The sequence below is a fragment of the Marinobacter sp. genome, from assembly GCF_014859525.1.
In the GTDB taxonomy this organism is placed as follows: domain Bacteria; phylum Pseudomonadota; class Gammaproteobacteria; order Pseudomonadales; family Oleiphilaceae; genus Marinobacter.
In genome coordinates this window covers 1-14,713 of the sequence record NZ_JACUUB010000003.1, presented here as the reverse complement: position 1 = coordinate 14,713, position 14,713 = coordinate 1, and the positions used below count along the sequence as shown (strand labels likewise).

At 56.1% G+C, this 14,713-nt stretch carries 13 protein-coding genes; 2 read left to right on the top strand and 11 right to left on the bottom strand.

Annotated elements, in window-relative coordinates:
• Nucleotides 1–12: 12 nt before the first annotated feature.
• The 9 genes from aroC to IBX51_RS01455 form a co-directional block, all read right to left on the bottom strand.
• Nucleotides 13–1,107 (bottom strand): chorismate synthase, encoded by a 1,095-nt coding sequence (gene aroC / locus IBX51_RS01495; protein ID WP_291827951.1) that lies wholly within the window; start codon nucleotides 1,105–1,107, stop codon nucleotides 13–15.
• A 37-nt stretch (nucleotides 1,108–1,144) separates the two neighbouring features.
• Nucleotides 1,145–2,050, bottom strand: a complete 906-nt coding sequence (gene prmB / locus IBX51_RS01490; RefSeq protein WP_291827950.1) for a 50S ribosomal protein L3 N(5)-glutamine methyltransferase — start codon at nucleotides 2,048–2,050, stop codon at nucleotides 1,145–1,147.
• A 78-nt stretch (nucleotides 2,051–2,128) separates the two neighbouring features.
• Complete coding sequence (locus IBX51_RS01485) at nucleotides 2,129–3,337, bottom strand: patatin-like phospholipase family protein (protein WP_291827948.1); 1,209 nt, start codon at nucleotides 3,335–3,337, stop codon at nucleotides 2,129–2,131.
• A gap of 5 nt (nucleotides 3,338–3,342) precedes the next feature.
• Nucleotides 3,343–4,254 carry a DUF4892 domain-containing protein gene (locus IBX51_RS01480; RefSeq protein ID WP_291827945.1) on the bottom strand — a complete coding sequence of 304 codons (912 nt, stop codon included), beginning with the start codon at nucleotides 4,252–4,254 and terminating at the stop codon, nucleotides 3,343–3,345.
• Nucleotides 4,247–5,167, bottom strand: coding sequence for an alpha/beta hydrolase (locus IBX51_RS01475; protein WP_291827942.1), 921 nt, complete (start codon nucleotides 5,165–5,167; stop codon nucleotides 4,247–4,249). Before IBX51_RS01475 ends, IBX51_RS01480 begins: the two co-directional genes overlap by 8 nt.
• A gap of 12 nt (nucleotides 5,168–5,179) precedes the next feature.
• Nucleotides 5,180–5,530 carry a PilZ domain-containing protein gene (locus IBX51_RS01470; protein ID WP_291827939.1) on the bottom strand — a complete coding sequence of 117 codons (351 nt, stop codon included), beginning with the start codon at nucleotides 5,528–5,530 and terminating at the stop codon, nucleotides 5,180–5,182.
• Nucleotides 5,531–5,635: 105 nt separating this feature from the next.
• Nucleotides 5,636–6,667: a DNA polymerase III subunit delta' gene (gene holB / locus IBX51_RS01465; RefSeq protein ID WP_291827936.1), complete on the bottom strand. Its 1,032-nt coding sequence runs from the start codon at nucleotides 6,665–6,667 to the stop codon at nucleotides 5,636–5,638.
• The gene (locus tag IBX51_RS01460) at nucleotides 6,660–8,741 is read right to left on the bottom strand and encodes a DUF3488 and transglutaminase-like domain-containing protein (protein WP_291828192.1); all 2,082 of its coding nucleotides are present in this window, start codon (nucleotides 8,739–8,741) and stop codon (nucleotides 6,660–6,662) included. Before IBX51_RS01460 ends, holB begins: the two co-directional genes overlap by 8 nt.
• Before the next feature lie 5 nt (nucleotides 8,742–8,746).
• Nucleotides 8,747–9,772, bottom strand: coding sequence for a DUF58 domain-containing protein (locus tag IBX51_RS01455; protein ID WP_291827934.1), 1,026 nt, complete (start codon nucleotides 9,770–9,772; stop codon nucleotides 8,747–8,749).
• 434 nt (nucleotides 9,773–10,206) lie between these two features.
• On the opposite strand from IBX51_RS01455, the gene pabB reads away from it, so the two are divergent.
• Complete coding sequence (pabB, locus tag IBX51_RS01450; protein ID WP_291827931.1) at nucleotides 10,207–11,574, top strand: aminodeoxychorismate synthase component I; 1,368 nt, start codon at nucleotides 10,207–10,209, stop codon at nucleotides 11,572–11,574.
• A gap of 50 nt (nucleotides 11,575–11,624) precedes the next feature.
• Here pabB and thrH read toward each other — a convergent pair whose 3' ends face one another.
• Nucleotides 11,625–12,239, bottom strand: a complete 615-nt coding sequence (gene thrH, locus IBX51_RS01445; RefSeq protein WP_291827930.1) for a bifunctional phosphoserine phosphatase/homoserine phosphotransferase ThrH — start codon at nucleotides 12,237–12,239, stop codon at nucleotides 11,625–11,627.
• Nucleotides 12,240–12,424: 185 nt separating this feature from the next.
• Here thrH and IBX51_RS01440 point away from each other — a divergent pair, with 185 nt between their 5' ends.
• A complete protein-coding gene (locus IBX51_RS01440; RefSeq protein ID WP_291827927.1) occupies nucleotides 12,425–13,180 on the top strand; it encodes a phosphoadenylyl-sulfate reductase in 756 nt (251 codons plus the stop codon).
• Nucleotides 13,181–13,261: 81 nt separating this feature from the next.
• Here IBX51_RS01440 and cysB read toward each other — a convergent pair whose 3' ends face one another.
• A complete protein-coding gene (cysB, locus tag IBX51_RS01435) occupies nucleotides 13,262–14,239 on the bottom strand; it encodes an HTH-type transcriptional regulator CysB (protein WP_291827923.1) in 978 nt (325 codons plus the stop codon).
• Nucleotides 14,240–14,713: the final 474 nt, after the last annotated feature.

The following is a 14,713-nucleotide window of genomic DNA, read 5'->3' as shown; positions in this document are numbered from 1 at the left end:
GACGCCCCCTGATCAAAGCTGGCCGATAATCGGGGTTGACACCTCTACGTCGCCATTCTGACCTCGGTGGCGCAGATAATGATCCATTAGCACAATGGCCATCATGGCCTCGGCAATCGGTGTTGCACGGATGCCGACACAAGGGTCGTGGCGCCCGGTAGTAATGACCTCAACCGGATTACCATTAACATCAATACTGCGGCCAGGCAGGCGCAGGCTAGACGTTGGCTTCAACGCAATGCTGGCGACGATCGGCTGACCCGAAGAGATTCCACCCAACACGCCACCCGCATGATTGGACAAGAACCCTTCAGGTGTCATTTCGTCCCGGTGGCCCGTGCCTTTTTGATCAATGCAGCCAAAACCGGCACCAATCTCCACGCCCTTGACCGCATTGATGCTCATCAAGGCATGTGCCAGGTCTGCGTCCAGACGATCAAAGATGGGTTCACCCAGCCCCGGCGGCACGCCTTCCGCCACCACGTTGATGCGGGCACCGATGGAGTCGCCTTCTTTGCGCAGGGCGTCCATGTAGGCTTCCATCTCTGGCACCTTGTCGGCATCCGGGCAGAAAAATGGATTCTGATGTACCTGATCCCAGTCCAGCTTCTCGGCCTTGATCGGACCAAGTTGCGACAGATACCCGCGAATGCGGATGCCCAGGCGCTGCTCCAGAAACTTGCGGGCGACCGCACCGGCCGCCACCCGCATGGCGGTTTCTCGGGCCGAAGAGCGACCACCGCCCCGATAATCCCGAACCCCGTACTTGTGGGTGTAGGTGTAATCAGCATGCGCTGGCCGGAACTGCTCGGAGATTTTGGAATAGTCCTTGGAGCGCTGGTCGGTGTTCTCGATGATCAGACCGATGGGCGTACCCGTGGTTTTACCCTCGAAGACCCCGGACAGGATGCGAACCTCATCGGCCTCGCGCCGCTGAGTGGTGTGCCGGGAAGTACCGGGTTTGCGCCGGTCGAGATCCTTCTGCATGTCTGCTTCGGACAACTCAAGACCCGGAGGGCAGCCGTCAATGATGCACCCCAATGCGGCCCCGTGGCTTTCACCAAACGAGGTTACCGTGAACAGTTTACCAAATGTATTTCCGGACATATTTCAGCACTTTATTGAGGTTTTATAATAAACAGGATTAGCTCTTTGCGGCCTGCCACTCACGCAGATCGCGGGCCGTGATCAGGAACACCCCATCACCACCATTGTCGAATTCCAGCCAGGTCAGCGGCAAATCCGGATAAGCGTCGTCCAGCGCGCCCCAGGAATTGCCGACCTCGACAATCAGCAAGCCGTCGTCGGTCAGATGCTCGGCGGCACCGGTAATGATCCGGCGAGCAATATCGAGACCGTCAACACCCGCGGCAAGCCCGAGTGCCGGCTCGTGATGAAACTCGTCAGGCATGTCTGCCATGTCTTCAGCATCTACATACGGAGGGTTGCTGAGAATGACATCATACTGACCTTCAATATTGGCAAAAACATCCGACCGTATGGCTCGTACCCGACCTTCCAAACCGTGTAGCTCAATATTGGATGCGGCCACTTTCAGGGCGTCTTCAGAGATATCGGAAAGGTCAACTTCTGCCTCGTCAAATACGCTCGCCGCACCGATACCAATACAGCCACTACCGGTGCACAGGTCGAGTATTCTCTGTACTGGTTGCGTGCCCAACCAAGGCTGGAGGCCATTCTCCAGCAACTCGCCGATCGGTGATCGGGGTACCAGAACCCGCTCATCAATATTGAACGGCATGCCCATAAACCACCCCTCACCGAGTAAATAGGCAATCGGCACCCGCTCATTAATTCGACGCTCGATACGCTCAACAATCAGTTCGCGCTCTGCTCGCACCAGGCGGGCGTCCAGAAACACGTTGTTATTCTCTAAGGGCAGATGAACGCTGCGCAGCACCAATTGCACGGCCTCGTCCCAGACATTGTCCGTACCGTGGCCAAAATACAGATGCGACGCTGCAAATCGGGAGGAGGTATACCTCAAAAAATCACGAATGGTGTGCAAATCGTCAACTGGACTGGTCACTGGAGCGTCTTCCTGGTCAGGATCATTTAGCGCGACATTATACGCCTATTAAGTGACCGCCTGCAGCCTGTGCACCCCTCAAAGGGACAACAGTCCTGAGCTGCTTCGGCTCTCCTCATAACGATCAAGAGCCGCAGCCATTCTCTGCCGCCCCAATTGAATCAGCTCCGGCGCCTTGTGGTAATCGTAGCTTCGGGAGGCGTTCTTGGGGATATTAACCAACAGATCGGGCGGATAGCCGGCAATTTTGTATTGCACCAGGGCGCTCTGCATGGTCTCAATGGTCAGGTTCATCACATCAAATTTGCCAATACCCAGCTTGTCCCAGTCGATGGTTTCATGATCGTCTTTTTTGCTGGCACGATTTTCCTGCTCGACTCTGGCGGCTTCGTCGCGCCTCACCTTCTTTTCCCTTTCCTGCGCTTTCTTCGCCATCTCTCGGCTGATTTTCTCTTCCGCAGATTCACCGTTGTCAATTTTACGGGATGTCAGTGATTTCAACGCATCCCAATCGAACCAGCGCGAGGCTTTGTCACGAATGGCATCTACCCACTCGTCCATATCCATGGCCGTGTCGTCATCTTGTGTGGTAAACGCCGAATCCGGCACCCGCCGCCGCTGCTCGTCTTCACCGCTCAGGTTGACCGCCACCACGAGGTCCGCATGGGCAGAAATAGTGGGAATAATGGGCAACGGGTTGAGCAAAGCACCGTCTACCAACACCCGGCCATCCAGAACAAGAGGCGTGACCACACTGGGAATGGCGATGGACGCGCGTATAGCCCGATCGAGGGGACCTTCCTGAAACCAGACTTCTTTATGCGCCAATAAATCGGTGGCGACAGCGGTGAAGGCAATGGGCAGATCTTCAATGCGGGTATCACCCAGAATTTCCCGGACAATGGAAAATACTTTTTCGCCACGAATGGCGCCAACGGACGTAAATGTCACATCCAGCAACCTGAGCACATCAAATTGACCCAGGCCAGTCACCCAATCTTTGTATTCCTGCATCTTGCCGGCGGCGAACATACCGCCGATCAGTGCCCCCATGGAGCACCCGGAAATAGCCACAATGTTGTAACCACGCTCCCTCAACACCTCAATCGCACCAATGTGCGCATAGCCGCGGGCACCACCGCTGCCTAAAGTCAAAGCGACCGTTTTACCCTTGCCCGTTTGGACAGCCTTTCGCCCGGCACTTTCTTCAACAACGCGGGCGTTGTCGCTCGAAACTGCCGATTTGCCAACGTCTTTGCCAGGTTCTGGCTTGTCCTGCCCGGTCATTCCCCTTACCTCTTGATCACCAGCACTTCAATGCGGTCGCCTTGACGATTCGGATCAGCCACTTGAACGCCAGGCCCGATAGCAAGGGTTCGGATCTGGCTACGCGAAATTCCGGATTTACCCAAAACGTCGGCCAGGGCATCCGCTGCTGACACTGCACGATCCGTCGCCTCATCCAGGCTTTCGCCCGACTCGAGGGTTGAGAACGCTGCCAACACCACTTCCGCCCCGTCCTCAGATGCCCATTCCACAAGCCGCCTGCGATCCGCCGTAGCGAGATCAAACCGGACCGTCACACCCCCTTGCCAAGGCACCACGACCGGCCCCAGAATACGGGCTGCGACCGACTGAAACCCCGGAATGTCTGCGCCCGCATCCACCTGAAGATGCTCAACCCAAACGTACTCCCTCAGATTGCCACGAGTGACGGTATAGACCAGCGTCAACCATCGCTGACCCTCTGCATCTGCTACAGCACTTACCAGGTAATCTTGAGCGTTGTCCCGGCCCAGCAAACCTGACTGCTGGAAGATCTGGTTGGCCCAGACGTTACTGCGACCACACGCCATGCCAGAACACTCAAACAGAATCTGCCCACCCCTCGCTTGCAGTTCCCGGCGATAATGTTCACGGGCCGCGTCACGACTGGACTCGCGATTGATTTCAAACAGCTGGCCTTGCCCTGAGACGGGCAGACGAGGCATGACTTCCGAGCGGATTTCTCCCCGAATTTCCCGTACCGGGCTGAGCAGCACAAGGTGCCCGGACGACCGGATAGACTCTGTCGACTGAAGACTGGACTGCGAGAAGGCTCTGATCGGCTCACCCAGATCAGCCGCCATCGACACGGGCGCAACCACAGCAAGCATAAGCGCCGTTAAAAACGTCAGACTGTTAACAAACACTCGATTAGTCATTCAACAAAAACCTTTCTATTGCATTAGCGACAGGAGCCGTGTTGCCATCAAGATGGCAGTGATGCCCGCCCGCAACGTCCACTGTAGTGAGATTCGGGATCAGCCTGGCGCGTGCATCCAGGCCCTTATGGTTAGCGAGCAAACCCTCAGCAGCCCTGACAAACAAAGTCGGGATTTGAATGGCAGCAAGGGACGCCTGCACCTGCTCCTCCGTCATCATTAAGGGTGTTGGGTGCCGAAGGCGGGCGTCTGTCCGCCAGACATATCCATCATCCACGCTGCGCATGTTTCGGGGCACCAGTAGTCTGGCTGCCTCTGCACTCAGTGGGCTGAGCCCTCCTTCACGAATCTTCACAGCAGTCTCAACATCGGGATAGACCGTTGCCGGGGCCGATCCGTTCCGTTTTTTCTGTAACGCTCTGCGAAGCTGGGGCACTGTTTCTTTCGCCGGCCGGCTAAGCGCCCCCAGACTGTCGATCATCACTAAACGCCGTACGCGCTCAGGAAACGCCGACGCATACAGGGCACATACGATACCACCGAGAGAATGTCCCACCAGGTCTAACGGGTAACGCTCGCTTTCGGGAAAGTGGTGATCGATCAGCTCGCTCAAGTCCGCTACATAGTCCGTCAACCAATAGCCGCAACCGGGAGCGCGATGACCCGAATGACCATGACCCGCCATGTCAATGGCGTGCACTGCGGCCTGTTTGGCCAGCTCTGGTGCCAGTCTTGTAAATGTCATGGCGTTATCAAGCCAGCCATGCACCATCAGCACCGGTGGGTGAACTTCGTTTTCGACGGGGGTGCGCCAGCTCAGGCCAGCCAGCGTGATGTTATCGAGCGGCCAATGTGCCTCCCGGCAGCCGGCCGGAATGTCGTGCCCACTACCGGGTAACACAGCGTCAGTCATGCAATACAAATCCTACATCGTATGGGTGGGGCGATCAGAACTCAGCGAACCGGCCAGGTACGATTCAATCTTGGTGCGTGCAGATTCATCATCACCGTTAAACTGCACGCCAATACCCGCGGCTCTGTTGCCTTGGGCACCCTTGGGGGTAATCCAGACCACCTTACCGGCTACCGGAATTTTTTCTGGCTCATCCATCAGATTGAGCAGCAGAAATACCTCATCGCCCAGCTGGTACTGCTTTTGCGTGGGAATAAACATGCCACCCTGCCGCACGTAGGGCATGTAGGCGGCGTAGAGCACCGCTTTATCTTTGATGGTCAGGGTTAGAATGCCGCTGCGCGCGCCGAATCCGGGGCCCATATCACACACCTTTTACGCTATGAGTTCTTGTGTCGTTAAACTTGCCGCAATACTTCAGGAATTTGCTGACATTTCACAATCATAGCAGCTGAATTTAAAGAAAGCTCAGCTTGCTTGCCGCTTACGGGGCATCAGGTCGCGCCAGGCAATCAAAAGCTGACTGGCCTCCAGTTCCGGACTGGCATTATAGACTGCTGCGCTCCGACTCTCTTTTACCCTTTCCAGCAACTCATGAGCTCGCCATGGAGGGTTGGTCTGAGCGAGATAACCCAGCATGTCTGCCGCATCCGGATCGGTCACTTCACCACCCACACCGGCCCTGGCAAGATCCACCGCCCAACCTTCAAACAACCAGAGCGTGTCTTCCAGCCCCAGCGCCTTAAACGCTTTTGCGGCCTCACCAACCGGCACCTGACCTTTCATAAACTTGCGAAAAGCATCAAAAGCACTGTCCCGCAATGTGAGAAAATCTCCCATCACGTACTCCAGTGCCAGTCTTGGTGCGTTTCCCGCCAGCAACAGGCTTTTGGCCAGCACATCGGTGCCGGGCTGGCTGCCGTCCTCAAGCTCCGATACCTTATCGGCCAACCAACGTCCGGCCTGCTCCGCCGATGGCAAAGGTATCGTCAGTGCCTGACATCTTGACCGAATGGTCGGCAACACCGGTCGACCACTCTCCTGCAACAGCAGCAATGTCACGTCTGGCAAAGGTTCTTCGAGGGTTTTTAAGAGCGCGTTAGCAGCATTGATGTTCAGCTGGTCCGCCCGATCAACAATGACCACTTTATGGTGAGCCACCTGGGGCGAAGCAACGGCGAAAGACGACAAGGCACGAATCTGGTCTACCTTAACCATCCGGGACTTTTCAGGCGCATACACCCGCAGATCCGGATGGCTGCCCGCGGCCATCAATTCGCACTGCTTGCAGTGACCACAAGCAACCACAGTTCCGGCGCCGAGCTTTGCCGGCGATGAACAGAGCAAGAGCCCGCCCACGGCCTGCGCCCATTCACGCTTGCCGACACCACGTTCACCCACAATTAATAACGCATGGGGCAAGCGATCCTGTGCAAGCCGTTGCTGAACGGCAGACCAGGCGCCGCCCAGCCAAGGCATTTCCTGTGCGATGTCAGTCATGTTGCGATGTCCGTGAAACGGGTTGTTGATCACGCCTTAACTGGCGTTTCATGGTTTTCAGTAACCTTTTAAGCCGCTGAGCGTCCTGGTCTGCTTGCTTTGCCGGTGGAGAGCCATAGTAATGACTGTTCACCGTGCGGGCAAAAATACGAACCGTATCCGCGATGGCTGGCCGTGCCTGCGCCATCCGATCTGCCAGCACCCCCGGGGTTTCGCCGCTGCGCACAGGCACACCCACCTGCTCACACAAACGATACCAGGAGCTCACCACTCGCCGAAAACCATCCTGGCGCGTGCCCCGGCGCATGGCAAAGGCAGACACCAACCCCGCCACGAGCAAGGCAAAACCAACCAGCCCCGCGGTGATATAGCCAAGTTCCCGCAGACCGATGCCGCCGGGCAGCCGAGACATCAAATCCATCTGGCTCTGCCCCTGATAGCCCACAACCCAGCGCTGCCAATGGTAGTTGATCCGGTCAAGCTGCAAAGACGCCCATTGCAACATTGCAAAATCGGCATACCGCTGCGGAGAGGTCAGATTGTTCTCAAGAAACGATCCCTCCTCAGCCATCGCCTCCCGCAGGCCAAACTCAATTCGGCTAGGCGCAATGGCAGCGGTAGGATCTACTCGCAGCCAGCCCCGATCGTCGAGCCACACTTCCACCCACGCATGGGCGTCGTATTGCCGTACGATCAGGTATTCATCGCCAGCGCCCGCATCACCACCCTGATAACCGATGACCACTCGGGCTGGAATACCGGCCGCGCGGAACACAAAGGTAGCTGCGCCTGCGTAATGCGCACAAAAACCGCGTTTTTCATCAAACAATAGAGCGTCGATTCCGTCCCTGGGCATCGCCGGGGGCCGAAGGGTATAGAAGTACTCCTGCTCCCGGAAACGGGTCATCAACTCATTAACTACGCCGATCGGGGAGTAAGCGTCTGCCAGCTCGCTGGCTAGTGCCCGCGCTCTGGGATTCGAACCTTCGGGCAGCTGGAGGTTACGCTGACGCATCGCAGGCGACAGCTCCTGACTCGCCTGAACCCGGCCCGGCTCTGCCGCCAAGCGATAGCGAACGGCACTGTCTGCCGGCCGCCGAAAACGGAACAGATCTTCTCCCGCATCAAATACATTGTCTGAAACGGCGATCGAATGTTCCAGAGAAAACGCCCAGCGTTGATCCGTAGGCTCCATAAGCACATCGTATTGGTTGCTCGCCAAGGGCCCAATACCGCCGTCTACTGCCACCCGCCCGGGCCTTTGGAAGGGCTCTGCGTCTCGCTGCCGCCAGGTTTCTCCATCCAGATGATCCAGAATCAGGCCGCGCCAATAGCGATCGCGATACGCCGGTGCAGGGCCGCCAAACGTCGCGCGAAAAGCCCGCGCACTGCTTTGAGCGAGGTTCGAGATGTCGCCCGGGCGCATGCTGTCTGAAATACCACTGCGCGCCTCGCCCGACACCAACGGCACACTCCACAAGGGCGCCATACGGGGGAAGAACAAAAATAGCAGGACCACCACGGGGAGCGTCTTCACCAGCAATAGCCCAAGCCTCTTCCAGCCAGACTTCATGGAATCCGGAAGGTCTGGGGCATTCAAAATCTGCAAACCAATCAGCAGGCAGCCGATGGCTCCGAACGCCAGCAAGGCCCAAAAAATATCCTGCTGGAACAGAAAATTAACGGCAGACAGGTACACCAGAATAAAAAACAGTACATAGAAGTCCCGGGCAGAACGGGTTTCCAGCCATTTAAGCCCAACCGCGAGGACAAAAAACGAGGCCGCAGTGTCAACGGTAAACCGTCCCTGAACCGTCCCCACATAGACACCAGTCAACACCAGCATAATCCCGGTTCGCAGCCAGCGCCCGGGTAAGCGTACCCGCCCGGTCTGGGCCAGCCAGCGCCAGCCAGCCAACACGACACACGCGGCAATCAGCCACCAGGGTAGCCGGTTCCATTGCGGCAGCAATAGCAAGGCAAAACTGCCGATCAACCAGAGTAAGGCAGCACCCGGAATCGAATCTACTGGAGGACTATCTGCAGCGTTTCTCGCCTTCAAAAAGCTGGCCATACCACTCATACAGCAGCCTCCTGTTCGATGTCGTCAACCGCCTTTCGAGTTCCAAACGCCAAAGTATCCTGTTCTCGGGGAGGCTTCTCGCCCCACACGGCCAAAGCCCGGAGGCAACGCTTTCCATGAACGGGGCCGGTATCCGGGTCTATCACATCGCCGGGCAAGTTAAGCCCAAAACGAGCACCTTTTTGCACCCGGTCTGATACCAGCCATGCCAAATAGCTGAGTCTTAACTCTGTATCCGTTCCCGGGAACGAATTGAAATCCAGCCAATGGGGACTGCCCTGCTCCCCCTCCCAATCAGCAACCACCATCTGCCCAGACCGGGCAAACCGCTTCCACATCACTCGCTGGCTCATGTCACCCTCGCGCCAGGGCCGCAGGTCTGCATTATCCTGGCCGGCAACCTTAGCCTCCGATTTTGCCTCACTGCCGTCATCGACCTGGCTCAGCACCTCCGGAGCTGCCAAGGGTCTGGGATAGGCAATCCCCGCGGAAGCCGGACGCAACCAGGACCAGGCTTTAAGCAAACCAAAGGGGAAGCGAGTTTCAATACGAATCCTGTCAGGGCGAAGATAGCCCCGATGAGCGGAGGGAATGGGCAATACCACATCCCGGGATTGCCCCGATGACACATGCACACTGTCAAGCTCTGAGTCCTCAACAGACAGTCTCATTGCCAGCCCGGCATCTTTACCGGCACTGAGCCGCAAACTGAACGGCACGTCATCTCCGGCCACACCCTCACCAGCGCGCACCATCGAAAGAGTAAGACCCGACAGGTTGCGGTGCGTTTGATGCATGGCACCAACGAATAGCGCGCCGAGCACAAAGGTCAGCAAATAGATCAGACTGTTCTGATAGTTAATACCGGTGATCAGCATGATCAACAAAAGCACGCCATAAACCACGCCTGCTCCGGTTGGCAAAATGAAAATATTTTTCTGACTGAACACCTGAACGTCCGCTCTTGGAATTCGACGGCCAATCCAGCGTTGCCAGCGACGTTTAACCAGTTTCTTGATCATGCCCATCAGGCCGTTTTTTCTCTGAGAAGTTCATCGGTTACCAGAATGCATCAAACCACACTCGCCATCCGCTCATAAAGCTTTACTGCCAAACTGCAGATTCTGATCACAGACCGGGCACTTTCCATTCAGCAATCATCGTTGTTCCGAGAGCTCAGCAGAAGTCTGAAGCCGACCGCCAGCGCATCTTAAGAACACTCACAATCTCGCCCGGCGAACCGGTAATGAGCGAGCGAGTGCGTATTTTCTGAAGCGATGCATAAGACAACGTCCGTTCTTGTTTTAGGGATTTTCAGCTCATAGACCACAAAACCCGGTAAAATACTCTCCGGGCTGATCTGCTCCGTATATTCATTAGATCAGCGCCGTTCTAGATCAGACAACGGCCGTTTTGTGCAACGTGTATCATTCTTCCAATTTTCAATGGAGGTATCTTGGCTCTTCCTCTTTGCCAGCCCATTTCCCGACGCCAATATGACCAGCTGTGCGGGCACGCCTCCAGGCAATCGGATTTTGTGTTTTTGGGTAGTCAGGCATCATCGGGTGGTCGCGGAGCTGCCCGGGGCTTCAGCTGCAATGCGGTTGAACAGATTGTTGTAGACGGCAACCCCGGCATCAGCGTCGATACCGCCGCACTGGCCAAAAAAATGGAATCCCTCGCCGCAAACTACCCACTTCCACCGGTTGCTGGCGAGCCGGTGCCCTGCCCTTTGATCGGCGGCTGGATGGGCAGTATCTCCTATGAGTTTGGATACGCCCGGGAGCCACGCCTCCGATCACTGATGCCCGAGCAGCGTTTACCCTTGTTCATTGCCGGACTTTACCTGTGGCTCGCCAGCGAAGATCTGGAAAGCGGGCAACACTATCTTTGGACCCACCCGCAGCTCCCCCTGCAACAACAAGACCTGCTGACAACCTGGATGCAGGCCCCGAAAGCGGGCACAGAATCATCCATCCACTGGTCAATGACACAACCGTTCAAGCCGACTCAAACCGCAGATGCTTTCCGAACCCGGGTTGATCGTGTTCGCCAGTACATCCAGGCCGGGGACTGTTATCAGGCCAACCTGTCACAGTCTTTTGAAGGGCGGTATCAGGGCAACCCCTGGGCTGCATTTATCGCCCTCAGTCAGGCCAATCCCACACCCTATGCCGCGTTCATCAAACATCGGGGTACAGCGCTGGTGTCGGTATCGCCGGAGCGCTTTCTGGCGATTCAGAAGAATGTGATCGAAACCAGCCCGATCAAAGGAACCCGCGCCAGAGGCAGAACCCCGCAACAGGATGAGGCGCTGGCTAGAGAGCTACTCGTGTCTGAGAAGGATCGAGCGGAAAACCTGATGATTGTCGATCTGCTGCGCAACGATCTCAGCATCAACGCCACGCCAGGGTCGGTCCAGGTCGACAAGCTGTTCGCACTCGAATCATACCGCAATGTACATCACTTGGTGAGCCACATACGCGCCAGCCTGAAACCCGGCGTCAGCCCTGTACAGGCGTTGTTCGATGCTTTTCCCGGCGGCTCCATCACCGGCGCCCCAAAAATCCGGGCCATGGAAATCATTCGCGAGCTTGAACCGCATCAACGCGGCCCCTATTGCGGGTCGATCTTCTATTACGGGCTGGATGGACGGCTGGACAGCAGCATTGCCATTCGTACTCTACGGTGCGATGCAGACGGGCTCATAACATGCTGGGGCGGCGGTGGCATCGTCGCCGATTCCGAACCAGAAGCCGAGTACCAGGAAACGCTCGCCAAAGTGCAACCGCTGATGCGGTTTCTGGAAGAGCTGAAGCTTTGAAGCACTGCGCTACCGGACTGTCGGCAGCGCAGGGTTCCTATTACGGGTGATCAGGCAGAGTGAACGACGCTGGCCTTCAGAAATTGCTGCTTCAAATCATCAAAGGTGTGTACTGCCGGGAACTGTGGGAACTCATCAATCACGTTTTGAGGCGCGTGGAACAGAATGCCCGCCTCGGCCTGGCCCAGCATGGTGGTGTCGTTGTAGGAGTCGCCAGCGGCAATCACGCGATAGTTCAGCAACTGGAAAGCCCGCACCGACTGGCGCTTAGGGTCCCGCTGACGCAGCAAGTAGTTAGTGATTTGGCCGCTGTCCGCCACCTCCAGCTTGTGACACAGCAACGCTGGATACCCGAGCTTCTTCATCAACGGCATGGCGAATTCATAGAAGGTGTCCGACAGGATCACAACCTGAAAGCGCTCACGTAGCCAGTCCAGAAACTCAGCGGCGCCTGGCAGTGGGTCCAGGGTGCTGATCACTTCCTGAATCTCAGGCAGGCCGTAACCGTGCTCGTCCAGAATTCGCAAACGCTGCTTCATCAGCACGTCGTAGTCAGGAATATCCCGGGTGGTTGCCTTGAGTTCGTCAATACCGGTTTTTTCTGCAAATGCGATCCAGATTTCCGGGATCAATACGCCCTCGAGGTCAAGACATGCGAGTTCCACAACGGTCTCCTGAACAAATAAGAATTGGCTGGGCGGCGTCACCACCCGAATTGTCTGGAGCTATGATATGAAAAAGTCGGGCGGAATGCATCGTGATTTCCCAGGGTATAAACATATAGATGGTCATTCCTTCAGGCTATGTGGGTTTTGGTGGTAGCCTTGCCGACATTAAGAACGCCTTTTGATTGCACAGTGGACAAAAACGCCGGAGCAACATGACTGATATCGAATCCCTACGTACTGAACTTGACGGCCAAAGCCCCCGGGCCATTCTGAAAGCCGCACTGGCTCGCTACGATCACATCGCTATTTCCTTCAGCGGCGCCGAAGACGTGGTGTTGATTGAAATGGCCCACAAGCTGACCGATAACCTCAAAGTCTTCACTCTGGATACCGGGCGACTGCACCCACAGACCTACGAATTCATTGAACGGGTTCGTAAGCATTACGGTATTGATATCGAGGTCCTGTTTCCTGATGCGTCTGAGGTACAGGAACTCGTCAACAAAAAAGGTTTGTTCAGCTTCTTCGAAGACGGTCACTCGGAGTGTTGCGGCATCCGAAAGGTACAACCCCTGAGGCGCAAACTGGCAACGGTCGACGCCTGGATCACCGGCCAACGACGGGACCAGAGCCCCGGCACCCGCAACGACGTGCCGGTTGTTCAGGTAGACGGCGCATTTTCGAGCCAGGATAAAACGCTGGTGAAGTTCAACCCGCTGGCGAACTGGAGCTCCAAAGAAGTGTGGGACTACATCCGAATGTCGGAGGCGCCTTACAATACGCTGCATGAGCAAGGATTTATCAGTATAGGATGCCAACCCTGCACGCGTCCTGTCCTGCCGGGGCAGCACGAACGCGAAGGCCGCTGGTGGTGGGAAGAAGCCACCCATAAGGAATGTGGTCTGCATGCCGGCAACCTGATTGGCAAATCTGGCTGAACCAACCCAGGCCACCTGCAAAAATCAACAAAAAGGCCCGCGCGTCAGCACTGACGGCGGGCCTTTTTTGTTCGGGCTCACTCAATACGTAGGCAGTTCGATATCCTTGAACAACTCCAGAATTTCGCTGCGACTGCCCTGATGCGCAACCACCCGATCCACCATTTCTTTGGTCAGGTGCGGTGCAAAACGACGCATGAAGTCGTACATGTAACCTCGCAGGAAGGTACCTTTGCGAAAGCCAATACGCGTAACAGAAGCCCCGAACAGTTTGCTGGCGTCCAGCGCCACCAGGTCGGTATCCACTTGTGGGTCAAACGCCATACTCGCAATAATGCCGACACCCAGGCCCAACCGCACGTAGGTTTTAATGACATCCGCATCGGCAGCGGTGAACACCACCTTTGGCGTCAATCCCCGCGTCTGAAATGCTTCATCCAATTTTGAACGCCCGGTAAAACCGAACACGTAAGTTACCAGCGAATACTCAGCCAGCTCTTCCAGTGTCAGTTCCTGGCCCTTCGCAAGGGGATGATCCTTGGGGACGATCACGCACCTATTCCACTTGTAGCAAGGCATCATAATCAAATCGTTAAACAGGTCCATGCCCTCGGTGGCGATGGCAAAGTCCACTGCGCCGTTGGCCGCCATTTCGGAAATCTGCATGGGCGTGCCCTGATGCATATGCAGTGATACGTCGGGATACGCCTCAATAAAGCCGCTGATGACCGGTGGCAAAGCGTAACGAGCCTGGGTGTGGGTGGTGGCAATGCTGAGATCACCCTTACGCTGATTGCTGAACTCCTGGGCAATTTTTTTAATGCCTTCTACCCGGCGCAAAATCTCGCCGGCTTCGCGGACAATGATTTCGCCGCCCGGCGTGATGCGCGTCAGATGCTTGCCGCTTCTGGCAAAAACCTCCAGACCCAATTCATCCTCCAGCAAGCGAATCTGCTTGGAGATCCCCGGCTGAGATGTGAAAAGGCTCTGGGCTGTGGCGGATACATTCAGATCATGGTGCGCCACTTCCCAGATATAACGCAGCTGTTGTAATTTCATTGAGACTGTCGCTCCCCGGATGAGTCTTTTCCCAGATACTACGCATAAGAAACGTTATTTTCATTCTTTTTAGGTATACAGCGCTATCTGTATTCAGTGTAGACCAAATCCCGGGTTTCGCTGCCCTGCCAACGCCTTGCGTCATCGCAGCTCTTGCTTGTGTGTGGCAAAGCACACAATCCCGTATCAACCACACCCTAAACTCAGGAAGCCATGCTGCTTACCACCAAATTTCTCAGGCCAACACCCGATCCGCGATCGGTGCGCAGGCATCGCCTCGACGACTTGTTAGAGCCTGACCAGGGTAAGTCGCCGGACAAAAGCTCTGGCGAAATTTGGATGATCCGTTTACGCCCCTTTTGCGCCTATTATTGAACCATGAAGAGCCTCTTTAATAAGAGCCACCCCGTTCGAGCTGGCTTTTTTTATGCGCCGACATGGCTCAATCAGTATTCGATGATCCGTCGAAACGGC

What these genes read in the sequence shown, in the direction of transcription:
- cysB (WP_291827923.1), bottom strand. Translation starts at nt 14,239, where the DNA reads ATGAAATTACAACAGCTGCGTTATATCTGGGAAGTGGCGCACCATGAT.
- IBX51_RS01460 (WP_291828192.1), bottom strand. Translation starts at nt 8,741, where the DNA reads ATGGCCAGCTTTTTGAAGGCGAGAAACGCTGCAGATAGTCCTCCAGTA.
- IBX51_RS01480 (WP_291827945.1), bottom strand. Translation starts at nt 4,254, where the DNA reads ATGACTAATCGAGTGTTTGTTAACAGTCTGACGTTTTTAACGGCGCTT.
- IBX51_RS01485 (WP_291827948.1), bottom strand. Translation starts at nt 3,337, where the DNA reads ATGACCGGGCAGGACAAGCCAGAACCTGGCAAAGACGTTGGCAAATCG.
- aroC (WP_291827951.1), bottom strand. Translation starts at nt 1,107, where the DNA reads ATGTCCGGAAATACATTTGGTAAACTGTTCACGGTAACCTCGTTTGGT.
- IBX51_RS01455 (WP_291827934.1), bottom strand. Translation starts at nt 9,772, where the DNA reads ATGATCAAGAAACTGGTTAAACGTCGCTGGCAACGCTGGATTGGCCGT.
- IBX51_RS01475 (WP_291827942.1), bottom strand. Translation starts at nt 5,167, where the DNA reads ATGACTGACGCTGTGTTACCCGGTAGTGGGCACGACATTCCGGCCGGC.
- IBX51_RS01470 (WP_291827939.1), bottom strand. Translation starts at nt 5,530, where the DNA reads ATGGGCCCCGGATTCGGCGCGCGCAGCGGCATTCTAACCCTGACCATC.
- holB (WP_291827936.1), bottom strand. Translation starts at nt 6,667, where the DNA reads ATGACTGACATCGCACAGGAAATGCCTTGGCTGGGCGGCGCCTGGTCT.